Source organism: Pseudomonas sp. UYEF17, from assembly GCF_040546125.1.
Taxonomy (GTDB): Bacteria; Pseudomonadota; Gammaproteobacteria; order Pseudomonadales; family Pseudomonadaceae; genus Aquipseudomonas; species Aquipseudomonas putida_Z.
Genome location: NZ_JBEPNE010000006.1, coordinates 100,653 through 124,737 on the forward strand (window position 1 = coordinate 100,653; position 24,085 = coordinate 124,737).

Sequence of the window (24,085 nt, forward strand, 5' to 3'; positions counted from 1 at the left end):
AGACTTCGATGCGAACGAACCTTTCACGCTGCATCCTTGCCGGCCTGGGGCTGATGCTGGCTTCCCAGGCGCAGGCCGCCACGACCGGGACCATCGACTCGAAGCTGACCTTGACCGCGGCGTGCCAGGTCAATGGCAGCTCGGGCACTTCGGGGGTGAACTTCGGTGCCCTGGACTTCGGTACTCGCGATGCCCTGTTCACCAGCGCAGACGCCCAGGTGATCGGCGGCGGAGGAGGGGCGATCAGCATTCTCTGTTCGGCCGGCACGGTACCCGTGATCCGCGTGGGTGCAGGTTCCCACGATGGCCAGTCGACCGGGGGCAGCCGTGCGCTGGCGGATGGCGCCGGCAACTTCGTGCCGTACGACTTCTACACCGATTCCGGCCGCACGCAGGTGTTGGCCATCAACGGCACCATCACCTTGCCGATCAGCAGCGGTACGGCCCAGACCGTCAACCTGTATGGCCAGGCACTCGGCAAGGCCGGCCTGCCGGCGGGGGTGTACACCGACACAGTGTCCGTCGAGCTGTCGTTCTGAACCATGCGCAGCTGGCTGGCTGGCGGCCTGAGCGGCCTCGGCGTGCTGCTGGCCGCGCCTCTGGATGCGGCGACCACCAGCAGCTTCCAGGTGACGGCGCAGATCGTTGCCGGGTGCCTGGTGGTGGGCGGTGTGAGCAGCTTCGGGACGCTCGACTACGGTTCGCAATCGGCGCTGGCCAGCGGAGTCATCGGCACCTCGTTGGGCGGCAGCACGGTGACCTTCCAGTGCACCCCGGGGGTGGCCTTGAGCATGAGCGTGGATGGCGGGCAGAACAGTGCCAGTGGCACACGCAACCTCAAGCGTACGGGCGGCACGCAGGTACTGGCCTACCAGTTGTACCGGGACGCGGCCTACAGCCAGAGCCTGGGGATCGGCCAGAGCGTGGCCGTGAGCTACACCGACCCGACGGCGATCAAGCTGCCGGTGTACGGGCGGGTTCAGCTGACCGGCACGCAGCCGGCGGGGACCTACACCGATGTGGTGCAAGTGACGGTGACCTGGTGAGTTCACCGGCACCAACGACCGGTATTCAAGGAGAGCTTCATGGGGGCAGGCGCGAAGTGGGCGCGTGGATTGATCGGAGCATTGTGGCTGGCGAGCCTGCCGGCCGGGGCGGCCACCTCGGTGCTGATCTGGCCGATCGACCCGGTGCTGGAGGCTGACCAGAAGGCCGGCGCACTGTGGCTGGAAAACCGCGGCACGGCACCGGCCAACCTGCAGGTGCGGGTGTTCGCCTGGCGCCAGGGTGACTACCAGGAACAGTACCAGGCGCAGCGCGAGATCATTGGCAGCCCGCCGGTGGCCAACATCGCCCCCGGGCAGAAGCAACTGATCCGCCTGACCCGCACCGGCCCCTCGCCAGTCGGCCAGGAGCAGGCCTACCGCATCATCATCGACGAAATTCCGCCCGCCATCCCCGTCGACAAGGCCGAGCCCGGCACCACCGCGGCGATCCGCCTGCAGATGCGCTACTCGGTACCCCTGTTCGTCTACGGCGAAGGCCTGTGGGGCAAGGCCGATCCCGCTGGCAAGCGCAATGCCGAGGGCGTCGGCAAGCCGCAACTCAGCTGGCGTGCGGTGACCGTGCAGGGCAAGCCGTACGTGGAGCTGCGCAACACCGGCGCGGTGCATGCGCGGCTGACCGATGTGGTGGTGCAGCAGGGCAGCCAGAGCATGCCACTGGCCGATGGCCTGCTGGGTTATGTGCTGCCGGGGGCCAGCATGCGCTGGCCGGCACCGCTGGCACCAAGTGCCGGCAGTGTGCTGAAGGGGAGGGTAAACGGCCAGAGCAGCGCGGACGCCATCCGCCAAAGCCAATGAACCTGCGCCTGAATGCCGCGCAGGGGCCAGGGAGGACCCGGCAATGGTTGGAAACCGTGTGTGAGGTGGCTGACAGCGAGGACGCACCGCTGGTGCCTGGGGCTGGCCCTGGTCGGCCCTGGCCTGGTGCTGGCCGACGACCTGCCGCCACCACCCACGGAGCTGTCCGCGATCGCCGATGCCACGTTGTACCTCGAGCTGCTGGTGAACCAGATGCCCAGGGCTGAACTGGTGCCGGTGCAGCAGCGCGCCGGGCAGTTGTACCTGGACAGCGAGGTGTTGCGGGCGGCCGGCGTCTCCCTGCCAGGCAACCCGCAGGGCGAGGTGGCCCTGGAGGCCATCGCCGGGCTGCACGCCGACTACGACAGCCAGAACCAGCGCCTGCTGCTGCAAGTGCCGCCGGCCTGGCTGCCCGACCAGCAGCTGGGCGACCGCAACCTGTACCCGGCCAGCGATGCGCGCAGCAGTTTCGGCGCCTTGTTCAACTACGACCTGTACCTGAACGACACCGATGACGGCGGCAGCTACCTGGCGGCCTGGAACGAACTGCGTCTGTTCGACAGCTGGGGTACGTTCTCCAGCACCGGGCAATGGCGCCAGTCGTTCAATGGTGCGCCGACCGACGACACGCGCCAGGGCTTCTTGCGCTACGACACCACCTGGCGCTTCACCGACGAGCAGCGCCTGCTGACCTACGAAGCCGGTGACCTGATAACCGGGGCCTTGCCCTGGACCAGCTCGGTGCGGGTCGGTGGCCTGCAGTTGTCGCGCGATTTCGCTGCGCGCCCCGACCTGGTCACCTATCCGCTGCCGGCGTTCTCCGGTGAAGCGGTGGTACCGACCTCGCTGGACCTGTTCATCAATGGCTACAAGTCCAGCACCAGCGAATTGCAGCCGGGCCCCTACACGTTGACCAACGTGCCGTTCATCAACGGCGCCGGGGAGGCGGTAGTGGTTACCACCGATGCCCTTGGCCGGCAGGTGTCGACCACCTTGCCGTTCTACGTCACCAGCAGCCTGCTGCAGCAGGGCCTGAGCGACTATTCGGTGGCAGCCGGCAGCCTGCGCCGTGACTACGGGGTGCGCGATTTTGCCTACGGGCCCGGGGTTGCTTCGGCCAGCCTGCGCTACGGGGTCAGCGACATCTTCACCCTGGAGACCCATGCCGAAAGCGCCGAATCGCTGATGCTGGGGGGCCTGGGCAGCAACATGCGGCTGGGCAACCTCGGCGTGCTCAACGCGGCCCTGGCGCAGAGCCGGTTCGACGGCGACAAGGGCCACCAGGTCGCCCTCGGTTACCAGTACAACAGCCAGCGCATCGGCTTCAGCTACCAGCGCCTGCAACGCCATGGCGACTATGCCGACCTGACCCGGGTCGACAGCCGGGACATACAGCTGAGCCAGCGCAGCGAACAGGTCACGTTGAGCCTGAACCTGAACGAATACGGCAACATCGGCGCCGGCTATTTCGATGTGCGCGCTGGCGACGGCACACGTACCCGGTTGATCAACCTGAGCTACAGCAGGCCGCTGTGGGGCAACAGCAGCGTGTATCTGTCGGCCAACCGTGAAGTGGGGGACAGCCAGTGGGCGGTGCAGGCGCAACTGGTGATCCCGTTCGACCTGCGTGGCACCCTGGCCCTGGGCATGGAGCGCAGCCAGCAAGGCGAAAGCCTGCAGCGGGTCAACTACAGCCGCGCGACGCCGGTGGGTGGTGGTGTCGGTTACAACCTGGGCTACGCCGCCGGTAGCGAGCGCGATGCCTACCGCCAGGCCGATGTCACCTGGCGCCTGCAGTCGGTGCAGTTGCAGGCCGGTGTGTATGGCAGCAGTGGCGAGATGACCCGCTGGGCCGACGCCAGTGGCTCGCTCGTGTGGATGGATGCCGGGCTGTTCGCTGCCAACCGCATCGACGATGCCTTCGTGGTGGTCAGCACCGGTGGTTACGCCGATGTGCCGGTGCGCTATGAAAACCAGGAAGTCGGCCGCACCGATGCCGATGGCCACCTGCTGGTGCCGTACAGCAGCGGTTACTACCGCGGCAAGTACGAGATCGACCCCATGGACTTGCCACCAGACATCCTCGCGCCGGAAGTGGAGCAGCGGGTGGCGGTGCGCCGGGGCAGTGGCTACCTGCTGGAGTTCCCGCTCAGGCGCGTGCTGGCGGCCAGTGTCGAACTGGTGGACGCCGACCAGCAGGTGCTCAAGCTGGGCAGCCGTGTCACCCATGCAGAAAGTGGCAGCCAGGCGGTGGTCGGTTGGGACGGCCTGGTGTATCTGGAGAACCTGGCGCCGCATAACCGCCTGCAGGTGGAGCTGGAAGGGGGCGGGCAGTGCCAGGTGGCGTTCGACCTGCCTGAAGCACAAGGCTCGATCCCCTTGATCGGCCCGTTGGTGTGCAAGTGAAGGCCTGCTGGCGTGGTGTGTGGGCATGCGCCTTGTTGTTGTGGGCGGGCTCGGCCTGGGCCAAGTGCACGTCAGTGCTGACTGCGCCGGCGGCGTTTGGTTCGCTCAACTCGACCCAGGTACGTGGCGCGGTACAGACAGCTTCCAGCACCAACTCGGGCCTGCAATGCAACGGTTCGGTGATCAGCGTGCTCAGTAGCACCGACTCCTTCAAGATCAAGGTCACCTCTACCACCAGCGGGCTGGTAGGGCCTACCGGGGATGTAATCCCCTACACGCTGTATGCCGACGCCACGACCACCTATCCGATTACCCGTGGCACCGCCTTCGAATTCAGGACCACCGGCATCCTCGACTTGCTCGGGTTGCTCAACGGTACACCGAAGAACGTGCCCATCTACATGCGCACGCAGGTAGGCAGCAACGTATCGGCCGGGTTGTATCAGGAAACCCTCACTGTCGAGTGGACCTGGGACTATTGCGACGGGATTGGTGTTGGCGGGCTTTGCATAGGGCGAGACCAGGGCACTGGTACCAAGACCCTGCTGGTGAGCATGACGGTGACCAACGACTGCCAGATCACCACACCCAGCATCAATTTCGCCAGCGCGCCGGTGGTGGCGGGGTTCGGCACGGTGAGCCAGAGCCTGAGTGTGTCGTGCACCAAGGGCAGCAACTACACCGTGGGCCTGGATGACGGGCAGAACGTGGCCAATGGGCGGCGGCGGATGAAGTCGGCGGCCAACAACTACCTGGCCTATGACATTTTCAAGGGCGCCGGTGCGGTGCGCTGGGGTTCGACAGGGGCTGCGCGACGGGCCAGTACCGATGCCGATGTGAACCCCGGCACGGGGACCGGCACCGGTAGCCAGGTGTTCAACTACAACGCCAAGGTTTACACCGACCAGGCTACACCCCCGGCTGCGACCTATACCGACAGCGTGCTTCTGGATGTGCAGTTCTGACATGGCTCCCGGCTGACGCGATCGTTGTAGGAGCGGCCTTGTGTCGCGAAAGGGGCGCGCAGCGGCCCCACATTTTCAGCTTCGCCGCAGATATCGCCGGGGCCGCTTTGCGGCCCTTTCGCGACACAAGGCCGCTCCTACAGGGGGCGCGTCGGCCAGGGGCCTCAGCGCAAATCGCCAACTATCTTCGCCAATGTCTCCAGCACCGCCCCGGCCAAATCCTTCGAGCGCGCCCCCGACCACCCGGTGACGGCATTCGGCGCGTCGTCATGGTCCTTGAACGGCATTTCCAGGGTCAGCGACAGGCAGTCATGCGCCATCCCCACCGCATTGCAGGCCAGCGTCGTGTTGGCTTGCCCCGGTTCGTCGCGGGTGTAGCCATGCACGGTCTGGAAGTCGCGGGTCAGGCTGCACAGGGTGCTGCGGAACTGCTCTTCCAGCTTGGCCAGACGCGGCGTGTAGCCGGGGTTGCCCTCGCAGGCTGCGGTGAACACATGGGGAATCTCCTCGTCGCCATGCACGTCGATGAACGCATCCACGCCGTATTGCTTCATCTGCGCCTGGGCGAAGAACACCTCGGGGCTGAGCTCGACGCTGGCGTCCTGCCAGGCACGGTTGAGGTCCTTGCCCTTGAAGTTGGTGCGCAGGTGGCCGAGGAAGGCGCCGTCGGGGTTCATGTTGGGGATCAGGTACAGGTCGGCCTTGGCCAGCAACTGCCGGATCACCGCGTCGTTGGCCTGCAGGCGGTCGATCACGCCCTCCATGAACCATTCGGCCATGTGTTCGCCCGGGTGTTGCTGGGCAATCAGCCACAGCTTGCGCTTGCCTGCGGCGCCATCACCGGCGCGCAGCAGGGGAATGTCGCGGCCCTGTACGCTGCGGCCACTGGCGAGCAATTCGACCCCCGGCAGTTGCCGTGCGCGTTCGATCAGTTGGTTGTGGCGCGCGCGCGGGTAGGGCTCGAAGTAGGCGAACCAGATGTGTGGCTGTTCGGCCTTTACCTCGAACGACAGCGCCGTGCCGTCGAACTGGCTGGGGACGCGAAACCAGGTTTGCTGGTCGTAGGAGGCCACGGCGTTGTAGCCGCTCCAGGCGTTCTTGTAGGAGGAACCGGAGGCGTTGTCGAGGCTGAAGCGATGGATCTGGCCCGGCGTCAACCCGCTGACCTTGAAGTGGAACCACTGGTAGTGGCCGCTGTGGGTGTCCGGGCGGATGGCCAGGTGCACCTGGGCCGGGTTGCTGGCATCCAGCACCTGGATGTTGCCGGAGTCGAAATCGCAGTCGATCTGCAGGGGGGACAGCGTCACGGTCATGTACCGGGCTCCTTCTGGGGCTTTGTTGTGAGGGTACTGTACACGGCTTGACAGGGTTGCTGTGCGAGATCAGCAACGCGTGGGCGATATCATACGTTTCCTACAGGCTATTTGAAGAACTGACTCGGCGTGATACCGAACTGGCGCTTGAACATGCTGGCGAAGGCACTTGGGCTGTCATACCCCAGCGTCCCCGCCACATCGATGATCCGCTCGCCCAGGGCGATCCGCTCCAGTGCCTGCATCAGCCGCGCCTGCTGGCGCCACTGGCCGAAGGTCATGCCGGTTTCCTTGCGGAACAGGCGCTGGATGGTCTTTTCGTCCACCCCCAGCTGCTGGCCCCAGTCGGCCACGGTGGCGTTGTCGTCAGGCCGCTCGTGCAGCGCGGCGCAGATTGCCTGCAGGCGCTTGTCGCCGGGCTGCGACAGCTTCAGCGGCAAGGTCGGCAGCACGCAGATCTCGTCGAGGATCAGGCGCATCACCCGGGCTTCACGCGAGTCTTCGGCAAACGGCGCGGTAAAGCCGACGGAGGCCTTGATCAGTTCGCTGAGCAACGGCGAGATGCTGATAGCCTTGCTCTGCAAGGGCAACTGCACTGCCGCGTCGGTGCGCACGAACACACTGCGCATCTTCACATCGCCCACGCAGCGGATCGCGTGCACCTGGCCGCAGGGCATCCATACGCCGCGGCTGGGTGGCACGGTCCAGCGTTCGTTACCGGACTCGACGATCATCAGGCCTTTGATGGCATAGATCAGTTGGTGCTTGGCATGGCTGTGGGGCTCGATGAACCAGTCGGTCGGGTAGTCCGTCGCACGGCTGCCCACCTCCCAGCTCCACTCATCCACCTCCACCAGCAATTCGTGCTGCGGCTTCAGCATTTCGACCTCTTGTACGGGCAGTCTGGCGCGCCCACTTTAACAGCAGCGGCTGGGGCGGGCTTGCGAGCGGGTTGCCGGCAGCAGCGCGGTGGCCAACCCCAGCAGCGGCAGGAACGAGATGACCTGGTACACCCACTCGATGCCATGCCGGTCGGCCAGTTCGCCGAGCCCGGCGGCGCCGATGCCGCTGATACCGAACATCAACCCGAACATCACCCCCGACACCATGCCGACCCGGCCCGGCACGGCCTCCTGGGCGTACACCACAAGGGCGGCGAAGGCCGAGGACATCACCAGGCCGATGGCCACCGCCAGTACCGCCGTCCAGGCCAGGTTGGCGTAGGGCAGGGCGAGGGCGAAGGGCGCCACGCCGAGGAACGAGACCCAGATCACCGCCTTGCGCCCGATACGGTCACCCACCGGGCCACCGGCGAAGGTACCCAGGGCCACAGCCGCGAGGAACACGAACAGGTACAGCTGGCTGTGCTGCACGCTCAGGCCGAAATGCTCGATCAGGTAGAAAGTGAAGTAGTTGGTGAACGAGGCGATGTAGACGAACTTGGCGAACATCAGCACGGCGATAACCGCCACCGCACGCCACATGGCACCACGCGACAGGCCGGGGGCCTGCTGGCCGGCGAAGGACTTGAGCCGGGTCTGGCCGTGGCGCACGGTCCAGCCGGTCACCCGCAGCAGCACGAATACCGCCAGCGCGGCCGCCAGCATGAACCAGGCAATGGCCGGCTGGCCGTGCGGAATGACGATGGCAGCGGTCAGCAACGGGCCGAGGGCCGAGCCGGTGTTGCCACCGACCTGGAAGGTCGATTGCGCGGTGCCGAAGCGCCCACCGGAGGCCATCCTGGCCACTCGCGAGGCTTCGGGGTGGAAGGTCGCCGAACCCACGCCGACCACCGCGGCGGCCACCAGCAGCATTTCATAGCTGCTGGCGAAGGCGAGCAGGGCGATGCCCACCAGCGTCACCAGCATGCCAGCCGGCAGCAGGTAGGGTTGCGGGTGCTTGTCGGTGTACAGGCCGACCCAGGGTTGCAGCAGGGACGCGGTCACCTGGTAGATCAGGGCGATCCAGCCGATCTGGGCAAAGCTCAGCGCGAAATCGCTCTTGAGCATCGGGTAGATGGATGGCAGCACGGCCTGGATCAGGTCGTTGAGCAGGTGGGCGAATGCGGCAGCGCCGACGATGCGGACCAGAAAGCCCTGGGGTTGGTCGGCAGGCGTGGTGGCGGCCATGGAGGCGGTGGAGGTCGTCATGGGCGATCTTCTTCTGGCGAAAGGGAACAAGGCATTTGCCGAAGAAGGGTAGCCAGTGCCCGGTTTGCCTGTCTCACGCCGAACAGGCAGCCACTGTCGCGTTTCGGACATCCGTCAGAGGAACATGCACGATCCCTTGTAGGAGCGGCCTTGTGTCGCGAAAGGGCTGCGAAGCAGCCCCAGAGTTTCAGCGCAGATGCACAAATTGCTGGGGCTGCTTCGCAGCCCTTTCGCGACACAAGGCCGCTCCTACAAGGGCCCGCGCTGGGTGCAAGAAGCCGGTCCCTTTCAAAACGATTGACCCTGCCGCGCCACCCAGCGCAGCAATGCTGCAATCGGTACGCTGCGGTGAGCCTCGTGCCGGTAGGGCTTGCCTTCGGCGGTAAAGCGTTCGCGATAGCGGCTCAGCACCAGGCTCCGGCCATCGGCAGAAACCCGGGCCTCCAGTTCATGCAGCAACAGCGGTTGCCGGGCAGCGCCTTCCAGGCGCCTGAACAGCAGCATGGCGGCTTGGGCATCATTCTTCACGGGCACCCCCTGCACAATCCACTGGCCACGCCCCCGGCTCGCCGGCCTTGCCTTCTGCCACCCGGTTGCTGCGCCGCTGCGCGGTGTAGTCACGCAGCGCAAGGTAGTAGTCAGGCCAGGTGCGCAGCAGGTCGGTCAATGGCAGTGCTTCGGCCCGTGCATCGACGATGCCGCCGGCCGTGGCTACGTTGCTCATGGTTTCTACGGTATCGCTGTTGCCGCCAAACGGGTCCAGTGCCAGGCCCAGCACCGTGCCGCTGGCATCGCGCAGGTTGTGGGTGCCCAGCAGCGGCAGCTCGACGATGGGGCCAGCGGCGATGTTCCACACCCCGAAGGTCTGGCCAAAGTCCGAGCGATGCTGGCTCAGCCCCATCTTGCCAGACACGTCGACCAGCCCCGCCACACCCAGGGTGGTGTTGAAGATGAAGCGGCTGAGGCTGGTCATCGCCCGTTCGCCATTGCCCTGCAGCAGGTCGTTGACGAACACCTTGGGCTCACCGAAGTTGCTGGCAAAGTTGTGCATGCCCTGTTGGGCAAAACCGGGCAGCGCGGTGTAGCCCCGGGCGACGGGGGCCAGCAGATAGTCATCGACCGTGCGGTTGAAGGCGAAAACGGCGCGGTTGGCGGGCTCGGCCGGGTCACTGACCTGATAGGCGACATTGCCGCAGGCAGCCGTGGCCGGTGCACGTTGGCTGCAGCCTCCCGCCGCAAGCAGCGACAAGGCCAGCGCGGCTGAGCGCGCTGAGCGGGAGGCGGATGATGAACGGGACATAGATACATTCCTGGCAAGAACTGGCGGCGATGCTGCGCAGTTTTCTTTGCCCGGGGATGTCCGGATTGTCTCGGCGTCGACACTTTGTTTCCGGGTTGAAATATATGACGGCTGCGTGGGGATGGCCTTAAAGTACGGCTTGGTAACCTTGTTTTGCGGTGCTTTTTTGTGAGCCATTTGCTGATAGTCGACGATGATGTCGAGGTGCTCGACCTGCTGCAGAAGTTTCTCTGCCAGCATGGCTACGAGGTTGATGTGGCCAGGGATGGCAAGGCGCTGTGGCAGGCCGTTGAGCGGCGGGTGCCGGACCTGGTCATTCTGGATGTGATGCTGCCTGGCGACAGTGGCCTGGTGTTGTGCCAGCGCTTGCTGGCCGAGCACAAGGTGGCAGTGATCATGCTCACCGCCATGGGCGAGCTGAGTGACCGGGTGGTTGGCCTGGAGCTGGGGGCAGACGACTACCTGACCAAACCGTTCGCCGCCCGTGAACTGCTGGCCCGGGTGAGGGCAGTGCTGCGCCGTGCCGGTGAAGCGGCCGGTGGCACGGCGGGCCATGCCTGCGCGGCCCTGGAGTTTGCCGGCTGGCGGCTGGATGTGGTGCGGCGCGAGCTGCGTTCGCCGGACAACGTCATGATCCCCTTGTCCAACGGTGAGTTCGAGTTGCTGCTGGTGTTCGCCGAGCATCCGCGGCGGGTGCTCAGCCGCCAGCAGTTGCTGGACATGGCCCGTGGCGATGCCTACGACGCCTATGACCGCAGCATCGACGTCCAGGTGAGCCGGCTGCGCCGCAAGCTTGAAACCGACAACGGCAACGAGCCCTTGATCCGTACCCTGCGCAACGCCGGTTACCTGTTCACGCCCACGGTCGCGAAGCGATGAAGCTGCTGGCCAGGGTTCGCCAGGCCCTGCCACGGCCCAGGATCACCATTGCCCGCTGGATCGCACTGACCACCCTGACGGCGATGCTGTTCCTGCTGCTGCTCAAGGGGCTGTTCAGCCTGTTGCTGAGCGTCTGGGCGCAGCCACCGCTGCTGGAGAGCGGGGTGATCGAGAAGGTTGCAGCGGTCACCCGCATCCTCGATGCCGCGCCCATGGCGCAGCGTGCCAACATCGCCAGTGCGGCGGGCGACGGCTCATATTCCGTGCGCTGGCTGCGCCGCCATGACGAAGCGGGCGTGCCAGTGCTGGTCGATGCCGAGTTCAGCGAGGGCACGCCTATCCTGCGCGCACTGCTAAAGCGCCCGGATGCCAGGGTGGAGGCTTTCGAACCGTCCGACATGCCGGAGTACGCACCTGAACGTGGCTATGCGCTGATGATCGAGCTGAGCGACAAGTCCTGGGTGCTGTTCCGTGCCACCAGCCGTAGCTGGGGCCTGGATGAACTGCCGCGCAACCTGATCATCCTCGGCCTGATGCTGGTTTCCAGCCTTGCCGTCGCGCTGCTGGCCACGCGTTACCTGGCCAAGCCGCTGGAACGCTTTGCCGAAGGTGCGCGGCGTTTTGGCAAGGACTTCAACGCCCCGCCCATTCCGGTGGTCGGCCCGCACGACCTGCGCCAGGCCATTCTCGCGTTCAATGCCACCCAGGCGCAGCTCAAGCATTTTCTCAACGACCGCACCCAGATGCTCGCGGCCATTTCCCATGACTTGCGTGCACCGCTGACGCGCATGCGCTTGCGCGCCGAGTTCGTCGACGATGCCCAGCTGCAGGCCAAGTTGTTCAAGGACGTCGACGAGATGCAGGCGATGGTCGATGCGGCGTTGGAGTTCTTCCGTGATGATGCACGGCTGGAACAGACGACCGTATTCGACCTGGGCGAGTTGCTGCTGACCGTGGTGGACGACTTCAAGGACGCGGGGGTCGAGGTCGGCCTCAGCGGGCCGCGCCGCTGCGTGTACACGGGGCGGCCAGTGGGTATCAGGCGTGTGCTGGTCAACTTGATCGACAATGCAGCGAAGTACGGCTGTGAGCCAACGGTGGTGCTGGCGGTGAGCGCCAGGCAGATCGAGATTACCGTGCTGGATCGCGGGCCGGGCATCGCGCCGGAGCTGCATGAGCAGGTATTCGCGCCGTTCTACCGTATCGAAGGTTCACGCAACCGCAATACCGGTGGCGTGGGGTTGGGCCTGCCCGCAGCACGGGCCATCGTGCTGGAGCAGGGGGGCAGCGTGACCCTGGGCAACCGCCCGGGTGGCGGGCTGGAAGTCAGGGTCATGCTGCCGCTGGGCTGATCAGAGCCCCAGTTCGCTGAGCCCGGGGTGATCATCCGGGCGCCGGCCCAACGGCCAGCGGAACTTGCGCTCGGCTTCGCTGATAGGGTGCTCGTTGATGCTCGAATGACGGTTCTGCATCAGCCCGTCCTCGGCAAACTCCCAGTTCTCGTTGCCATATGCGCGGTACCACTGGCCGCTGTCGTCGTGGTACTCGTAGGCATAGCGCACGGCAATGCGGTTGCCGGTGAAGGCCCACAGCTCCTTGATCAGGCGGTACTCCAGTTCATGGTTCCATTTACGCGTCAGGAACGCCTGGACCTCGGCACGGCCACGCGGGAACTCGGCGCGGTTACGCCAGACGGTGTCGATGGTATAGGCAAGCGCGACCTTGGCCGGGTCGCGGCTGTTCCAGCCATCCTCGGCCAGGCGGACCTTTTCGATGGCGCTTTCGCGGGTGAAGGGCGGCAGGGGTGGGCGGGACATCGGGGTACTCCTCAGTTCGATTGGCTGGTAGGAGAGTAGTAGCCGCTGGCCGAACAGAGAATGGGTGTGCCTGGCACATCATAATTGCAGTGCGTGGAACAATTGAGACCGCTCGAGATGGGGCAACTGTCTTGCTCAAATCTGAAAGCTTGCGCAATCCCTGTGGGAGCGGCCTTGTGTCGCGAAAGGGCCGCAACGCGGCCCCGGGATTTCAGCTGTGATGCATAGGTTGCCGGGGCTGCGATGCAGCCCTTTCGCGACACAAGGCCGCTCCCACAGGAGGGGGCTCTGTCAGGCTGCGTCGGCTGCGGTTTTCCCGGCAGCCTTGCTACGCCCGCCCAGCCACACCAGCAGCAGCCCGGCAGCCGCCAGCACGCCACCTGCCATCGGCACTGCCGCATAGCCCAGGTCCAGGCTGATCACCGCACCACCCAGCGCCGCGCCCACGGCATTGCCCAGGTTGAACGCGCCGACGTTGATCGACGAGGCCAGCCCCGGTGCTTCGATGGCGGCGATCATCACCCGCATCTGCAGCGGTGGTACCACGGCGAAGGTGAACATGCCCCACACCAGCAAGGCGATGGCGGCGCCGATGTGGCTGCCCAGCACCAGCGGCATCAGCAGCATGATCACTGCCAGTGCCGCGAGGAAGATCCGCGCCGCCCCATCCAGCGACCAGTCGGCCAGGCGGCCACCCAGGCTGTTGCCCAGGGTGAAGCCCACACCGATCAGCACCAGGCCGAGGGTGACGAAGCTGTCCGAGGCGCCGGTCAGTTCGGCCAGTACCGGTGCCACGTAGGTGTACAAGGTGAACATGGCGCCGGCACCGAGCACGGTGGTGGCCATTGCCAGCAGCACGCTGGGGCGGGCGATGACCGCCAGCTCCTTGCGCACGTGCGGCACGCTGCCGCGTTCACCCTTGGGCAGGGCATACCACAGCGCGGCCATGGCCAGCAGGCCGAGCACGGCGGTACCGGCAAAGGCCATGCGCCAGCCGACCTGCTGGCCGATCCAGGTGGCGGCCGGCACGCCGCCGATGTTGGCGATGGTCAGGCCCATGAACATGGTGGCCACGGCACTGGCCTGTTTCTCCTTGGGCACCACGCTGGCGGCCACTACCGCGCCAAGGCCGAAGAACGCGCCGTGGTTGAGGCTGGTGACCAGGCGCGAGGCGAGCAGGGTGTAGTAGTCCGGCGACAGCGACGACAGCAGGTTGCCGAGGGTGAAGATGGCCATCAGCGCCATCAGCGCGGCACGCTTGCCGAAACGGCTGAACAGCAGGGTCATGATCGGCGCACCGACCATCACCCCGATGGCATAGGCGGTAATCAGCATGCCAGCGCTGGGGATGCTGACATCGACACCTTGGGCGATCACCGGCAGCAGGCCCATCGGGGTGAACTCGGTGGTGCCGATGCCGAAGGCGCCGATGGCCAGGGCAAACAGGACGCGCCCGGCTTTCATTGCGCGTGTTCCTGTCATGGGGTGGCCTCCGTCAGTTGGGCTTTTGTCTCATGGAATTGTGGCAATACGTATTCGGCGATTTCGCGCAGGGTTTCGTCCAGCGGCCGCACGTTGCGCCGCAGGTGCAGGCCGATATGGTCGACGCCCGCCGCGCGCAGGGCGCCGAGTTCGGCCGCCAGCGCCTTGCGGCCGCCGCGGAAACCGAAGCGCCAGCGTTGCAGCGGTTCGTCGGGGTTGTCCGCCAGGTCCAGGTGGATGAAGCTGCTGTAGGGCTTGTTGCCCGCCACCGTGCGCCAGGCGGCGACCCGCTGCCGGTGGTCGTCCGCTGTGCCGGGGTAGGCCAGGCAGCCGTCCAGGTTGCTGCCGATCCATGCCGGGCTCTGCTGGGCCAGGCCGGCTACCAGCAACGGCAGCGGCGAAGCGGTGCTGGGTAGCACGGCCAGCCCTTCGGGCAGGTGGCCGTTGGCACCATCACGCAGCAGCGCGACCTGTTCGCGGAAGGTGTTGCCACGCCCCTCGAAATCCCGACCGAACAGTGGGTACTCCACCGGCCGGTCACCACTGGCCACGCCCAGCAGCAGGCGGTTGCCACTGAGGCGCTGCACGCTGTTGGCCGATTTCAGGGTCAGCAGCGGTTCGCGAATCGGCAGCACCACGGCAGCCGTGCCAAGCAGGATGTCGCGGGTTACCCCGGCCAGGTAGCCGAGGTAGGCAAACACCTCGAACACCTGGGCGGCGTCGCCGAACGACGGGTCGTACAGCGGCACATCGCGGACCCACAGGGCGCGGTAGCCCAGGCGGTCGGCCAGTTGTGCCAGTTCTGCGTGGCGGGCCAGGTCCGGCTCGCCGAACTGGCGGCCATCGCGGCGCCGCGCCTGGTCGCCGGCGGGCGTCCAGTCATGGTCCAGCGGTGCTTCCAGGCCGATGCTGAAGCCGCCAGCGGTCAGGCGTTCGAGGGGCGTGGTCATGGTATCAATCCCAGATTGGCGCCAGGCCGTCAGGGCTGACTTCGCGGCCATTGCGTTCGAGCTTGGCGATGCGTGCCATGTCGTCGGCGTCCAGCTTCAGGTCACGGGCGAGCAGGTTGCTGGCCAGGTTTTCGCGCTTGGTCGACGACGGGATCACCGCGTAGCCCAGCTGCAGGGCCCAGGCCAGGGCAACCTGGGCGACGGTGGCCTTGTGCTTGGCGGCGATGTCAGCCAGAACCGGGTCCTTCAGGACTTTGCCGTAGGCCAGGGTCATGTACGAGGTGACGGTGACGCCTTGTTCCTTGAGGAACGCGGTCAGCTTGCTGTTCTGCAGGTACGGGCTGAGTTCGATCTGGTTGGTGGCGATTTCGCCTTTGCCGACCACTTCGATGGCCTGGCGGGTCAGTTCGATGTTGAAGTTGGATACACCGATCTGGCGGGTCAGGCCCAGCTTCTTGGCTTCGGCCAGGGCGGTCATGTACTCGCGCAGCTCAACGCCGTTGCCTGGGGCAGGCCAGTGGATCAGCAGCAGGTCGACGTAGTCGGTGCGCAGTTTCTGCAGGCTGTCGCGCAGGCTGGGGATCAACTTGTCGGCGGCGTAGTTTTCGACCCAGATCTTGGTGGTGATGAACAGCTCTTCGCGCTTGACGCCGCTTTCGGCGATGGCCTGGCCGACGTCGGCTTCGTTCTGGTAGATCTGCGCGGTGTCGATGACCCGGTAGCCCAGTTCCAGGGCCGACTTGACCGAATCGATGACGGCTTGGCCGGTGAGGCGGAAGGTGCCGAGGCCGAAGGATGGAATGCTCATGGATCTGCTCCTGGTGAGTGAGGGGTGAGCCGAATCGAGCCTGGTCGCTCGGGTTCGATCGCTCTTCGTGTGGGGAGCAGTGTGCGGCTTTGAGGGGGATTGATTAAGGTGGGGCGGGGCCAAGGTCATTTGATTCACAGTCAAGAATCAGCGGCAAAGTCGTGACTGTGTTGCTGGAATAACAGATTCTTCCTGTACCGGCCTCTTCGCGGGCTTGCCCGCTCCCACAGGAGTGCCACAGTCCTTGAAGCCTGTGGTGTAACTGTGGGAGCGGGCAAGCCCGCGAAGAGGCCGGTACAGGAAAACGAAACGGCCCGCCATATAGGCGGGCCGTCAGGCATTGCAAGGTGACGATCAGCGGCGGCGGAACAGCGGCAGCGGCTCGTCGGTGGCTGCCTGGTAGGTCACCGAGAAGTCCTTCAGGCTTTGCAGCGCGTCTTCCGGGTCCTTGTCGGCACGGATGGCGAACGCGTCAAAACCGCAACGGGCCATGAAGAACAGCTGGTCGCGCAGCACATCGCCAATGGCGCGCAGCTCGCCCTTGAACTTGTAGCGGTCACGCAGCAGGCGCGCATTGGAGTAGTTGCGCCCGTCGGTGAACGCCGGGAAGTTCAGTGCGATGACCTGGAAGTGCTGCACGTCTTCGCCGATTTCTTCGGCTTCTTCGTCACTGTCCAGCCATATGCCCAGCCCGCCGTCACGGGCTTTGAGCGCATGGGCATGGTCCCGCCACATCTGCAGCGGGACGATGTAGTCGTCGCAGTTGGTCAGCTCGTCAAAGGACGTTTCCTTGGGCAGCAGATGCCAGGTTTCGTCGACGATCTGGTTGTTCTTAATGATTCGCTGCATAGACGCGTTCCTTGAAGGGGTCGATGCCGATACGCTGGTAGGTGTCGATGAAACGCTCTTCCTCGGTACGTTGCTCGACGTACACGGCGATCAGCTTCTCGATCACATCGGCCATGTCATCCTGTGCGAAGGACGGGCCGAGGATCTTGCCCAGGCTCGCGCCACGCGCGGCATTGCCGCCCAGCGACACCTGGTAGAACTCCTCGCCCTTCTTGTCCACGCCGAGGATGCCGATGTGGCCCACGTGGTGGTGGCCGCAGGCGTTCATGCAGCCGGAGATGTTCAGGTCGATCTCGCCGATGTCGAACAGGTAATCCAGGTCGTCGAAGCGGCGCTGGATGGATTCGGCGATCGGGATCGACTTGGCGTTGGCCAGCGAGCAGTAGTCACCACCCGGGCAGCAGATGATGTCGGTCAGCAGGCCGATGTTCGGGGTGGCGAAGCCGCTTTCGCGCAGTTCCAGCCACAGGGCGTGCAGCTGGCGCTGCTCGACGTCGGCGAGGATGATGTTCTGCTCGTGCGAGGTGCGCAGGAAGCCGAAGCTGTAGCGCTCGGCCAGGTCGGCCACGGCGTCCAGCTGCTTGTCGGTCAGGTCGCCCGGGGCAACGCCGGTGGGCTTCAGCGACAGGGTCACGGCCACGTAGCCAGGGCGCTTGTGGGCGCGGGTGTTGCGCGAGCGCCAGCGGGCGAAGCCTGGGTATTCGGCGTCCAGGGCGGCGTAGTCGAAGTTGTCCAGGGCCAGGTAGGCCGGGTCGACGAAGTGACGCGATACACGCTGCACTTCGGCTTCGGTCAGCGTGGTGCTGCCGCCACGCAGGTGGACCATTTCGGCCTCGACCTTCTCGGCGAACACTTCCGGGGTAAGGGCCTTGACCAGGATCTTGATCCGCGCCTTGTACTTGTTGTCACGACGACCGTAACGGTTGTACACGCGCAGGATGGCGTCGAGGTAGCTGATCAGGTCTTGCCACGGCAGGAACTCGTTGATGAACGAGCCCACCACCGGGGTACGGCCCAGGCCGCCACCGACCAGCACACGGAAGCCCAGCTCGCCAGCGGCATTGCGCACCGGCTCCAGGCCGATGTCGTGCACTTCGATGGCGGCGCGGTCTTCCTGCGAGCCGTTGATGGCAATCTTGAACTTGCGCGGCAGGTAGGCGAATTCCGGGTGGAAGGTGGTCCACTGGCGGACGATTTCGCACCACGGGCGCGGGTCGACGATTTCGTCTGCGGCCACACCGGCGAACTGGTCGGTGGTGGTGTTGCGCAGGCAGTTGCCGCTGGTCTGGATCGCGTGCATCTGCACGGTGGCCAGTTCGGCGAGGATGTCCGGGATGTCTTCCAGTGCCGGCCAGTTGTACTGCACGTTCTGGCGGGTGGAGATGTGGGCGTAGCCCTTGTCGTAGTCGCGGGCGATCCTGGCCAGGGTGCGGACCTGGGTGGCGTTCAGCTGGCCGTACGGCACGGCGACGCGCAGCATCGGTGCGAAACGTTGGATGTAAAGGCCGTTCTGCAGGCGCAGAGGGCGGAATTCTTCTTCGCTCAGCTCACCGGCCAGATAGCGGCGGGTCTGATCACGGAACTGCTTGACGCGGTCCTCGATGATCCGCTGATCGTACTCGTCGTATACGTACATAAAAGTCCTGTCTCAGGCATGCAGCTATTCGCGCGCACGGCCGCGCACTCCGCTTCGGAGCCGGGGAACGATAGCAGGTTGCGTTTATGCGCTAAAGTGATGTTTTTGCATATGAAAAGAACCAAATGGACTATGTGAGACTGACTGCCATTTGTGCGCTGGATGTGGCCTGGCGTTTATAATCCGATGTTTGCATCGCAGGGATGTCACCCATGCTCAAGGCGTTGTGCCAAAGCTTGTGTCTTGCCTTGCCGCTGGCGGCAAGCGCGCAGCCGGCTTCGGTGGTTTTCCTCAACCCGGGGCTGTCCACCGAGACGTTCTGGACCAGTTATACGCGCTTCATGCAGGCCGCCGCGGACGAGCTGGGCATGACCCTGCGCGTGGAGTACAGCGAACGCCGCGCCGACCTGGCGCTGACCCAGGCCAGGGCGATCCTGGGCGGGCCGCAGCCCCCGGATTACCTGGTACTGGTCAACGAGCAGTACGTGGCGCCGGAGATCATCCGCCTGTCGCGCGGCAGCGGGGTCAAGCTGTTCCTGGTCAACAACGGCCTGACTGCCAGCCAGGCCCGCAGCATCGAGGCCCAGCCCGACAAGTATGCCGAGCTGCTGGGCACCTTGACGGCCAACGACGAGCAGGCGGGCTTCCAGATGTTGCACCAGATGGTCGCGCAATTGCCCCGTGACAGCGGGCCGGTGGACCTGCTGGCGTTTGCCGGGGTCAAGACCACCCCGGCCTCGCAACTGCGCGAGGAAGGCATGCGCCGGGCTCTGGCCGACTTCCCCCAGGTGCGCCTGCGCCAGGTGGTATATGGCGGCTGGAGCCGCCAGCGCGCTTATGAGCAGGCGCAGCAACTGCTGGAGCGCTACCCGGCCACCCGCCTGGTGTGGTCGGCCAACGACGAAATGGCCTTTGGTGCCATGCAGGCGTTCGAGGAGGCGGGGCGCAAGCCAGGGCGCGATGTGCTGTTCAGCGCCATCAACAGCTCGCCAGAGGCCCTGCACGCACGTATCGACGGGCGCCTGAGCGTGCTGATGGGCGGGCATTTCACCCTCGGCGGCTGGGCCATGGTGATGCTGCACGATGATGCCCAGGGGCTGGCGGTGAACCGTGATGGCCTGCGCGAGCATCGCGTGCCGGTGTTGCAGCCGATCGACCAGGCCAAGGCAGCCCGATGGCTGAAACTGCTGGAGCAGCCGGACTACGGCATCGATTTCCAGCATTACAGTGCCGAAGGGCGGCCGCCCGACTACCAGTACCCGTTTCTGACATCACCGATCAATTATTGAAAGACCCTGCTTGAGGGAAGGGCATTGCTCGTCTTAACTGCTGGTGGTGAAGTGCATTCCCATAACCACTACAAGAGGCAATGCAATGGGAAACTCAACCAAGGTCCGCAAAGCTGACAGCAGCGTCGATGCCTGGGCGATCCTCTGCCTGATCGTTCTGGTGGTGGTCACTGCCGTGTATTGGGTCAGTCACCAGTAGACTTGTATTCAAGACCGTGATGCAGCCAGAGCGCCTGCGGGAGGGAGTCCCGCAGGCGTTTTTGCTAGCGCGCAAGGTGCAGGGCCAATTGCACCAGGCCGATCAGTACGGCAATGAACACCAGGGTGAACAGCGTCCCCAGCGCAATGAAATGGCTGGCCTTGCCGTGTGTGAAGTCGCGGGCGCGGTTCTTGCCGCTTTGCACGCCGAAGGCGGCAGCGAGGATGCTGTGCAGCATCTGCCAGAAGGTAGGGGGCTTGCCCTGGCTGGAATCGTCCATGGTGGCTCCTGAGGAAATCAGAGGCAATCAGGGACAGTGTAGGTGGCTATTGGGGCTGCTGTGCAGCCCATCGCGACACAAGGCCGCTCCTACAAAGGATTGCATTCTCCTGTAGGAGCGGCCTTGTGTCGCGATGGGCCGCAAAGCGGCCCCAAGGGTCTTAGCTGTCGTAACCCAGGTTAGGCGCCAACCAGCGCTCGCTGACGCTCACATCCTGGCCCTTGCGCGCGCTGTAGCGCTCGATCTGGTCCTTGTCGACCTTGCCCACGGCAAAGTACTGCGCCTGTGGGTGGGCAAAGTACCAGCCGCTGACTGCCGCCGCCGGGAACATCGCGAAGTGGTCGGTGAGGAACACGCCGCTCGGCCCGGTCTCGCCGATGGCAGTGCCGTCAAGCAGGCGGAACAGGGTTTCCTTCTCGGTGTGGTCCGGGCAGGCCGGGTAGCCGGGGGCCGGGCGAATGCCGCGGTACTGCTCCTTGATCAGCGCCTCGTTGTCCAGGTGTTCGTCGCGGGCATAACCCCAGTGTTCTTTACGCACTTGCTCGTGCAGCCATTCGGCACAGGCCTCGGCCAGGCGGTCGGCCAGGGCCTTGACCATGATCGAGCTGTAGTCGTCGCCCTTGTCCTGGTAGGCCTTGGCCACTTCCTCGGCACCGATGCCGGCGGTGGTGATGAAACCGCCCACGTAGTCAGTAACGCCACTGGCCTTCGGCGCGACGAAGTCGGCCAGCGACCAGTTGGGCTTGCCGTCCGGCTTGATGGTCTGCTGGCGCAGGTGGTGCAGGGTAGCCAGGGCCTGGCCGTCCTCGCCGTACACCTCGATATCGTCATCGGCCACCTGGTTGGCCGGCCAGAAGCCGAACACCGCGCGGGCGCTGATGAGCTTCTCGTCGATCAGCTTGTCGAGCATCTCGCGGGCGTCCTTGTACAGCGCCGTGGCCGCCTCGCCGACCACTTCGTCGGTAAGGATGCGCGGGAACTTGCCGGCCAGGTCCCAGGAAATGAAGAACGGGGTCCAGTCGATGTACTCGGCCAGGGTGCGCAGGTCGATGTCTTCCAGCACCTTGACGCCGGTGAAGGAGGGCACCGCTGGCTGGTAGCCAGCCCAGTCGTACTGCGGCTTGGCGCCGATAGCCTGGGCGTAGCTCAGGCGCTCGGTGCGGGCACTGCGGTTGGCGGTGCGCTCGCGTACTTCCTCGTATTCCTGGCGGGTCTTCTCGACGAAGCCGGCTTTCAGCTCCTTGGACAGCAACTGGGTGGCAACGCCCACCGCACGCGAGGCGTCGGTGACGTAGACCACGGCGTCGTTGCTGTACTTGGGCTCGATCTTGACCGCGGTATGCGCCTTGGAGGTGGTGGCGCCGCCGATCATCAGCGGCAACTGGAAGCCCTGGCGCTGCATTTCGCGGGCAACGTGGACCATTTCGTCCAGCGACGGCGTGATCAGGCCGGACAGGCCGATGATGTCGCACTTCTCGTCGCGGGCGGTTTGCAGGATCTTCTCGGCCGGCACCATCACGCCGAGGTCGACGATGTCGTAGCCGTTGCAGCCCAGCACCACGCCAACGATGTTCTTGCCGATGTCGTGCACGTCGCCTTTTACCGTGGCCATCAGGATCTTGCCCTTGGCTTCCGGCTTGTCGCCTTTCTCGGCTTCGATGAACGGGATCAGGTGGGCTACCGCCTGTTTCATCACGCGGGCCGACTTGACCACCTGGGGCAGGAACATCTTGCCCGCGCCGAACAGGTCGCCGACCACGTTCATGCCATTCATCAGCGGGCCTTCGATCACTTCGATCGGGCGGGCGCACTGCTGTCGGCATTCTTCGGTGTCTTCGACGATGAACGCGGTGATGCCCTTGACCAGCGCGTGCTCCAGGCGTTTTTCCACCGGCAGCGAGCGCCACTCTTCGTTTTCCACTTCCTTGGTTGCGCCGCCGCCCTTGTAGTCGTCGGCGATGGCCAGCAGTGCGTCGGTGCCATGCGGGGTACGGTTGAGCACCACGTCCTCGACCTTTTCACGCAGGGCAGCCGGGATCTCGTCATAGATCTCCAGCTGGCCGGCGTTGACGATACCCATGGTCAGGCCGTTCTGGATCGCGTGGTACAGGAACACCGAGTGGATGGCTTCACGCACCGGGTTGTTGCCACGGAACGAGAACGACACGTTGGACACACCGCCCGAACTCAGGGCGTGCGGCAGGTGGTCGCGGATGTAGGCACAGGCCTCGATGAAATCGACGGCGTAGTTGTTGTGCTCTTCGATGCCGGTGGCGACGGCGAAGATGTTCGGGTCGAAGATGATGTCTTCCGGCGGGAAGCCCACTTCATTGACCAGGATGTCGTAGCTGCGCTGGCAGATTTCCTTCTTGCGCGCGGCAGTGTCGGCCTGGCCGACTTCGTCGAAGGCCATCACCACCACGGCAGCGCCATAGCGCTTGCACAGGCGGGCGTGGTGCTTGAACTGCTCGACGCCTTCCTTCATGGAAATGGAGTTGACGATGCCCTTGCCCTGGATGCACTTGAGGCCCGCTTCGATCACTTCCCACTTGGACGAGTCGATCATGATCGGCACGCGCGAGATGTCCGGCTCGCCGGCGATCAGGTTGAGGAAGCGGACCATGGCGGCCTGGGAGTCGAGCATCCCTTCGTCCATGTTGATGTCGATCACCTGGGCGCCGGCCTCGACCTGCTGCAGGGCGACTTCCAGGGCTTCGGTGTAGTTCTCTTCACGGATCAGCCGGGCGAACTTGGCGGAGCCGGTGATGTTGGTGCGCTCGCCGACGTTGACGAACAGCGACTGGCGGTCGATGGTGAACGGCTCCAGGCCCGACAGGCGGCAGGCCTTGGCGATTTCCGGAATCTCGCGCGGCTTGTACTTGGCCACGGCCTCGGCGATGGCCTGGATGTGGCCCGGGGTGGTGCCGCAGCAGCCGCCGATGATATTGAGGAAGCCGCTGGCGGCGAATTCCTCGACCACCACGGCCATTTCCGCCGGGGTTTCGTCGTATTCACCAAAGGCGTTCGGCAGGCCGGCGTTGGGGTGGGCCGAGACATGGGTGTCGGCCTTGGTCGCCAGCTCTTCCAGGTACGGGCGCAGGTCCTTGGCGCCGAGGGCGCAATTCAGGCCCACGGAAATCGGCTTGGCGTGGCGTACCGAGTTCCAGAACGCTTCGGTGGTCTGGCCCGACAGGGTGCGGCCCGAGGCGTCGGTGATGGTGCCGGAGATCATGATCGGCAGTTCGATGCCGTCTTCCTCGAACACCTGCTGCACGGCGAAGATCGCCGCCTTGGCGTTGAGGGTGTCGAAGATGGTCTCGATCAGCAGCAGGTCGGCGCCGCCCTCGATCAGGCCGCGGGTGGCCTCGATGTAGTTCGTTACCAGCTCGTCGAAGGTGACGTTGCGGTAGCCGGGGTCGTTGACGTCCGGGGAAATCGAGCAGGTGCGGCTGGTAGGGCCGAGCACGCCGGCGACGAAGCGCGGCTTGTGCGGGGTTTCCAGGGTCTTGGCATCGGCCACCTGGCGGGCGATGCGCGCGCCCTCGACGTTCAGCTCGTAGACCAGCGACTCCATGCCGTAGTCGGCCTGGGAAATCTGCGTGGCGTTGAAGGTGTTGGTTTCGAGGATATCGGCGCCGGCATCCAGGTAGGCCTTTTCGATGGCGGCGATCACATCCGGGCGGCTGAGCAGCAACAGGTCGTTGTTACCCTTGACATCGCTTGGCCAATCGGCGAAACGCGTGCCACGATAGTCGTGTTCCTCGAGCCGGTAGCTTTGGATCATAGTACCCATGCCGCCGTCGAGGATCAGGATGCGCTCTTTGAGTGCGTTCTGGAGTGCTTGGAGACGAGCGCTGCGGTCGGACATAGGAACTACCTGGTCGGGCAAATTTCAGAAGG

At 65.0% G+C, this 24,085-nt stretch carries 21 protein-coding genes; 8 read left to right on the plus strand and 13 right to left on the minus strand.

What is annotated here, in order from left to right:
• Window positions 1-8: 8 nt before the first annotated feature.
• The 5 genes from ABIB24_RS12145 (at window position 9) to ABIB24_RS12165 (ending at window position 5,233) form a co-directional block, all read left to right on the plus strand.
• Window positions 9-539, plus strand: coding sequence for a Csu type fimbrial protein (locus ABIB24_RS12145; RefSeq protein WP_274120894.1), 531 nt, complete (start codon window positions 9-11; stop codon window positions 537-539).
• Between the two features lie 3 nt (window positions 540-542).
• Window positions 543-1,046, plus strand: a complete 504-nt coding sequence (locus ABIB24_RS12150; RefSeq protein ID WP_075044623.1) for a Csu type fimbrial protein — start codon at window positions 543-545, stop codon at window positions 1,044-1,046.
• A gap of 39 nt (window positions 1,047-1,085) precedes the next feature.
• Complete coding sequence (locus ABIB24_RS12155) at window positions 1,086-1,862, plus strand: fimbrial biogenesis chaperone (RefSeq protein ID WP_354316486.1); 777 nt, start codon at window positions 1,086-1,088, stop codon at window positions 1,860-1,862.
• Window positions 1,863-1,970: 108 nt separating this feature from the next.
• Entirely contained in the window at window positions 1,971-4,268 is a 2,298-nt protein-coding gene (locus ABIB24_RS12160) for a fimbria/pilus outer membrane usher protein (protein ID WP_354316561.1), read from the plus strand.
• Window positions 4,265-5,233 carry a Csu type fimbrial protein gene (locus ABIB24_RS12165; protein WP_354316487.1) on the plus strand — a complete coding sequence of 323 codons (969 nt, stop codon included), beginning with the start codon at window positions 4,265-4,267 and terminating at the stop codon, window positions 5,231-5,233. Before ABIB24_RS12160 ends, ABIB24_RS12165 begins: the two co-directional genes overlap by 4 nt.
• 164 nt (window positions 5,234-5,397) lie before the next feature.
• Here ABIB24_RS12165 and ABIB24_RS12170 read toward each other — a convergent pair whose 3' ends face one another.
• From ABIB24_RS12170 to ABIB24_RS12190, 5 genes are all read right to left on the minus strand, one after another.
• Complete coding sequence (locus ABIB24_RS12170; RefSeq protein ID WP_274120895.1) at window positions 5,398-6,546, minus strand: M14 family metallopeptidase; 1,149 nt, start codon at window positions 6,544-6,546, stop codon at window positions 5,398-5,400.
• Between the two features lie 107 nt (window positions 6,547-6,653).
• The gene (locus ABIB24_RS12175; RefSeq protein ID WP_137163485.1) at window positions 6,654-7,427 is read right to left on the minus strand and encodes an AraC family transcriptional regulator; all 774 of its coding nucleotides are present in this window, start codon (window positions 7,425-7,427) and stop codon (window positions 6,654-6,656) included.
• A 36-nt stretch (window positions 7,428-7,463) separates the two neighbouring features.
• The gene (locus tag ABIB24_RS12180) at window positions 7,464-8,696 is read right to left on the minus strand and encodes an MFS transporter (protein ID WP_085617563.1); all 1,233 of its coding nucleotides are present in this window, start codon (window positions 8,694-8,696) and stop codon (window positions 7,464-7,466) included.
• Window positions 8,697-8,984: 288 nt separating this feature from the next.
• Window positions 8,985-9,200, minus strand: a complete 216-nt coding sequence (locus ABIB24_RS12185) for a hypothetical protein (protein WP_337994679.1) — start codon at window positions 9,198-9,200, stop codon at window positions 8,985-8,987.
• A gap of 13 nt (window positions 9,201-9,213) precedes the next feature.
• Entirely contained in the window at window positions 9,214-9,996 is a 783-nt protein-coding gene (locus ABIB24_RS12190) for an MlaA family lipoprotein (protein ID WP_137163486.1), read from the minus strand.
• 168 nt (window positions 9,997-10,164) lie between these two features.
• On the opposite strand from ABIB24_RS12190, the gene ABIB24_RS12195 reads away from it, so the two are divergent.
• Together ABIB24_RS12195 and ABIB24_RS12200 are read left to right on the plus strand one after the other, a co-directional pair.
• A complete protein-coding gene (locus ABIB24_RS12195; protein WP_137163487.1) occupies window positions 10,165-10,875 on the plus strand; it encodes a response regulator in 711 nt (236 codons plus the stop codon).
• Complete coding sequence (locus ABIB24_RS12200) at window positions 10,872-12,227, plus strand: ATP-binding protein (protein WP_274120896.1); 1,356 nt, start codon at window positions 10,872-10,874, stop codon at window positions 12,225-12,227. The genes ABIB24_RS12195 and ABIB24_RS12200 overlap by 4 nt, the downstream gene beginning before the upstream one ends.
• On the opposite strand, the gene ABIB24_RS12205 is transcribed toward ABIB24_RS12200, so the two are convergent.
• The 6 genes from ABIB24_RS12205 to ABIB24_RS12230 form a co-directional block, all read right to left on the minus strand.
• Complete coding sequence (locus tag ABIB24_RS12205; RefSeq protein WP_274120897.1) at window positions 12,228-12,692, minus strand: nuclear transport factor 2 family protein; 465 nt, start codon at window positions 12,690-12,692, stop codon at window positions 12,228-12,230.
• Between the two features lie 291 nt (window positions 12,693-12,983).
• The gene (locus ABIB24_RS12210) at window positions 12,984-14,156 is read right to left on the minus strand and encodes an MFS transporter (RefSeq protein WP_025338476.1); all 1,173 of its coding nucleotides are present in this window, start codon (window positions 14,154-14,156) and stop codon (window positions 12,984-12,986) included.
• 14 nt (window positions 14,157-14,170) lie between these two features.
• On the minus strand, window positions 14,171-15,124 hold the full coding sequence (locus ABIB24_RS12215) for a TIGR03571 family LLM class oxidoreductase (protein WP_274120898.1): 954 nt from the start codon (window positions 15,122-15,124) through the stop codon (window positions 14,171-14,173).
• A gap of 4 nt (window positions 15,125-15,128) precedes the next feature.
• Window positions 15,129-15,932 carry a 2,5-didehydrogluconate reductase DkgB gene (dkgB, locus tag ABIB24_RS12220; RefSeq protein WP_137163491.1) on the minus strand — a complete coding sequence of 268 codons (804 nt, stop codon included), beginning with the start codon at window positions 15,930-15,932 and terminating at the stop codon, window positions 15,129-15,131.
• Window positions 15,933-16,286: 354 nt separating this feature from the next.
• On the minus strand, window positions 16,287-16,781 hold the full coding sequence (locus ABIB24_RS12225) for a DUF934 domain-containing protein (protein WP_013971943.1): 495 nt from the start codon (window positions 16,779-16,781) through the stop codon (window positions 16,287-16,289).
• Entirely contained in the window at window positions 16,765-18,417 is a 1,653-nt protein-coding gene (locus tag ABIB24_RS12230; RefSeq protein ID WP_137163492.1) for a nitrite/sulfite reductase, read from the minus strand. The genes ABIB24_RS12225 and ABIB24_RS12230 overlap by 17 nt, the downstream gene beginning before the upstream one ends.
• 212 nt (window positions 18,418-18,629) lie before the next feature.
• On the opposite strand from ABIB24_RS12230, the gene ABIB24_RS12235 reads away from it, so the two are divergent.
• Window positions 18,630-19,706, plus strand: coding sequence for an ABC transporter substrate-binding protein (locus tag ABIB24_RS12235; RefSeq protein WP_354316489.1), 1,077 nt, complete (start codon window positions 18,630-18,632; stop codon window positions 19,704-19,706).
• 263 nt (window positions 19,707-19,969) lie between these two features.
• Here ABIB24_RS12235 and ABIB24_RS12240 read toward each other — a convergent pair whose 3' ends face one another.
• Together ABIB24_RS12240 and metH are read right to left on the minus strand one after the other, a co-directional pair.
• Window positions 19,970-20,185 (minus strand): DUF2970 domain-containing protein, encoded by a 216-nt coding sequence (locus ABIB24_RS12240; protein ID WP_003256398.1) that lies wholly within the window; start codon window positions 20,183-20,185, stop codon window positions 19,970-19,972.
• 160 nt (window positions 20,186-20,345) lie between these two features.
• On the minus strand, window positions 20,346-24,053 hold the full coding sequence (metH, locus tag ABIB24_RS12245) for a methionine synthase (protein ID WP_025338483.1): 3,708 nt from the start codon (window positions 24,051-24,053) through the stop codon (window positions 20,346-20,348).
• Between the last annotated feature and the right edge of the window lie 32 nt (window positions 24,054-24,085).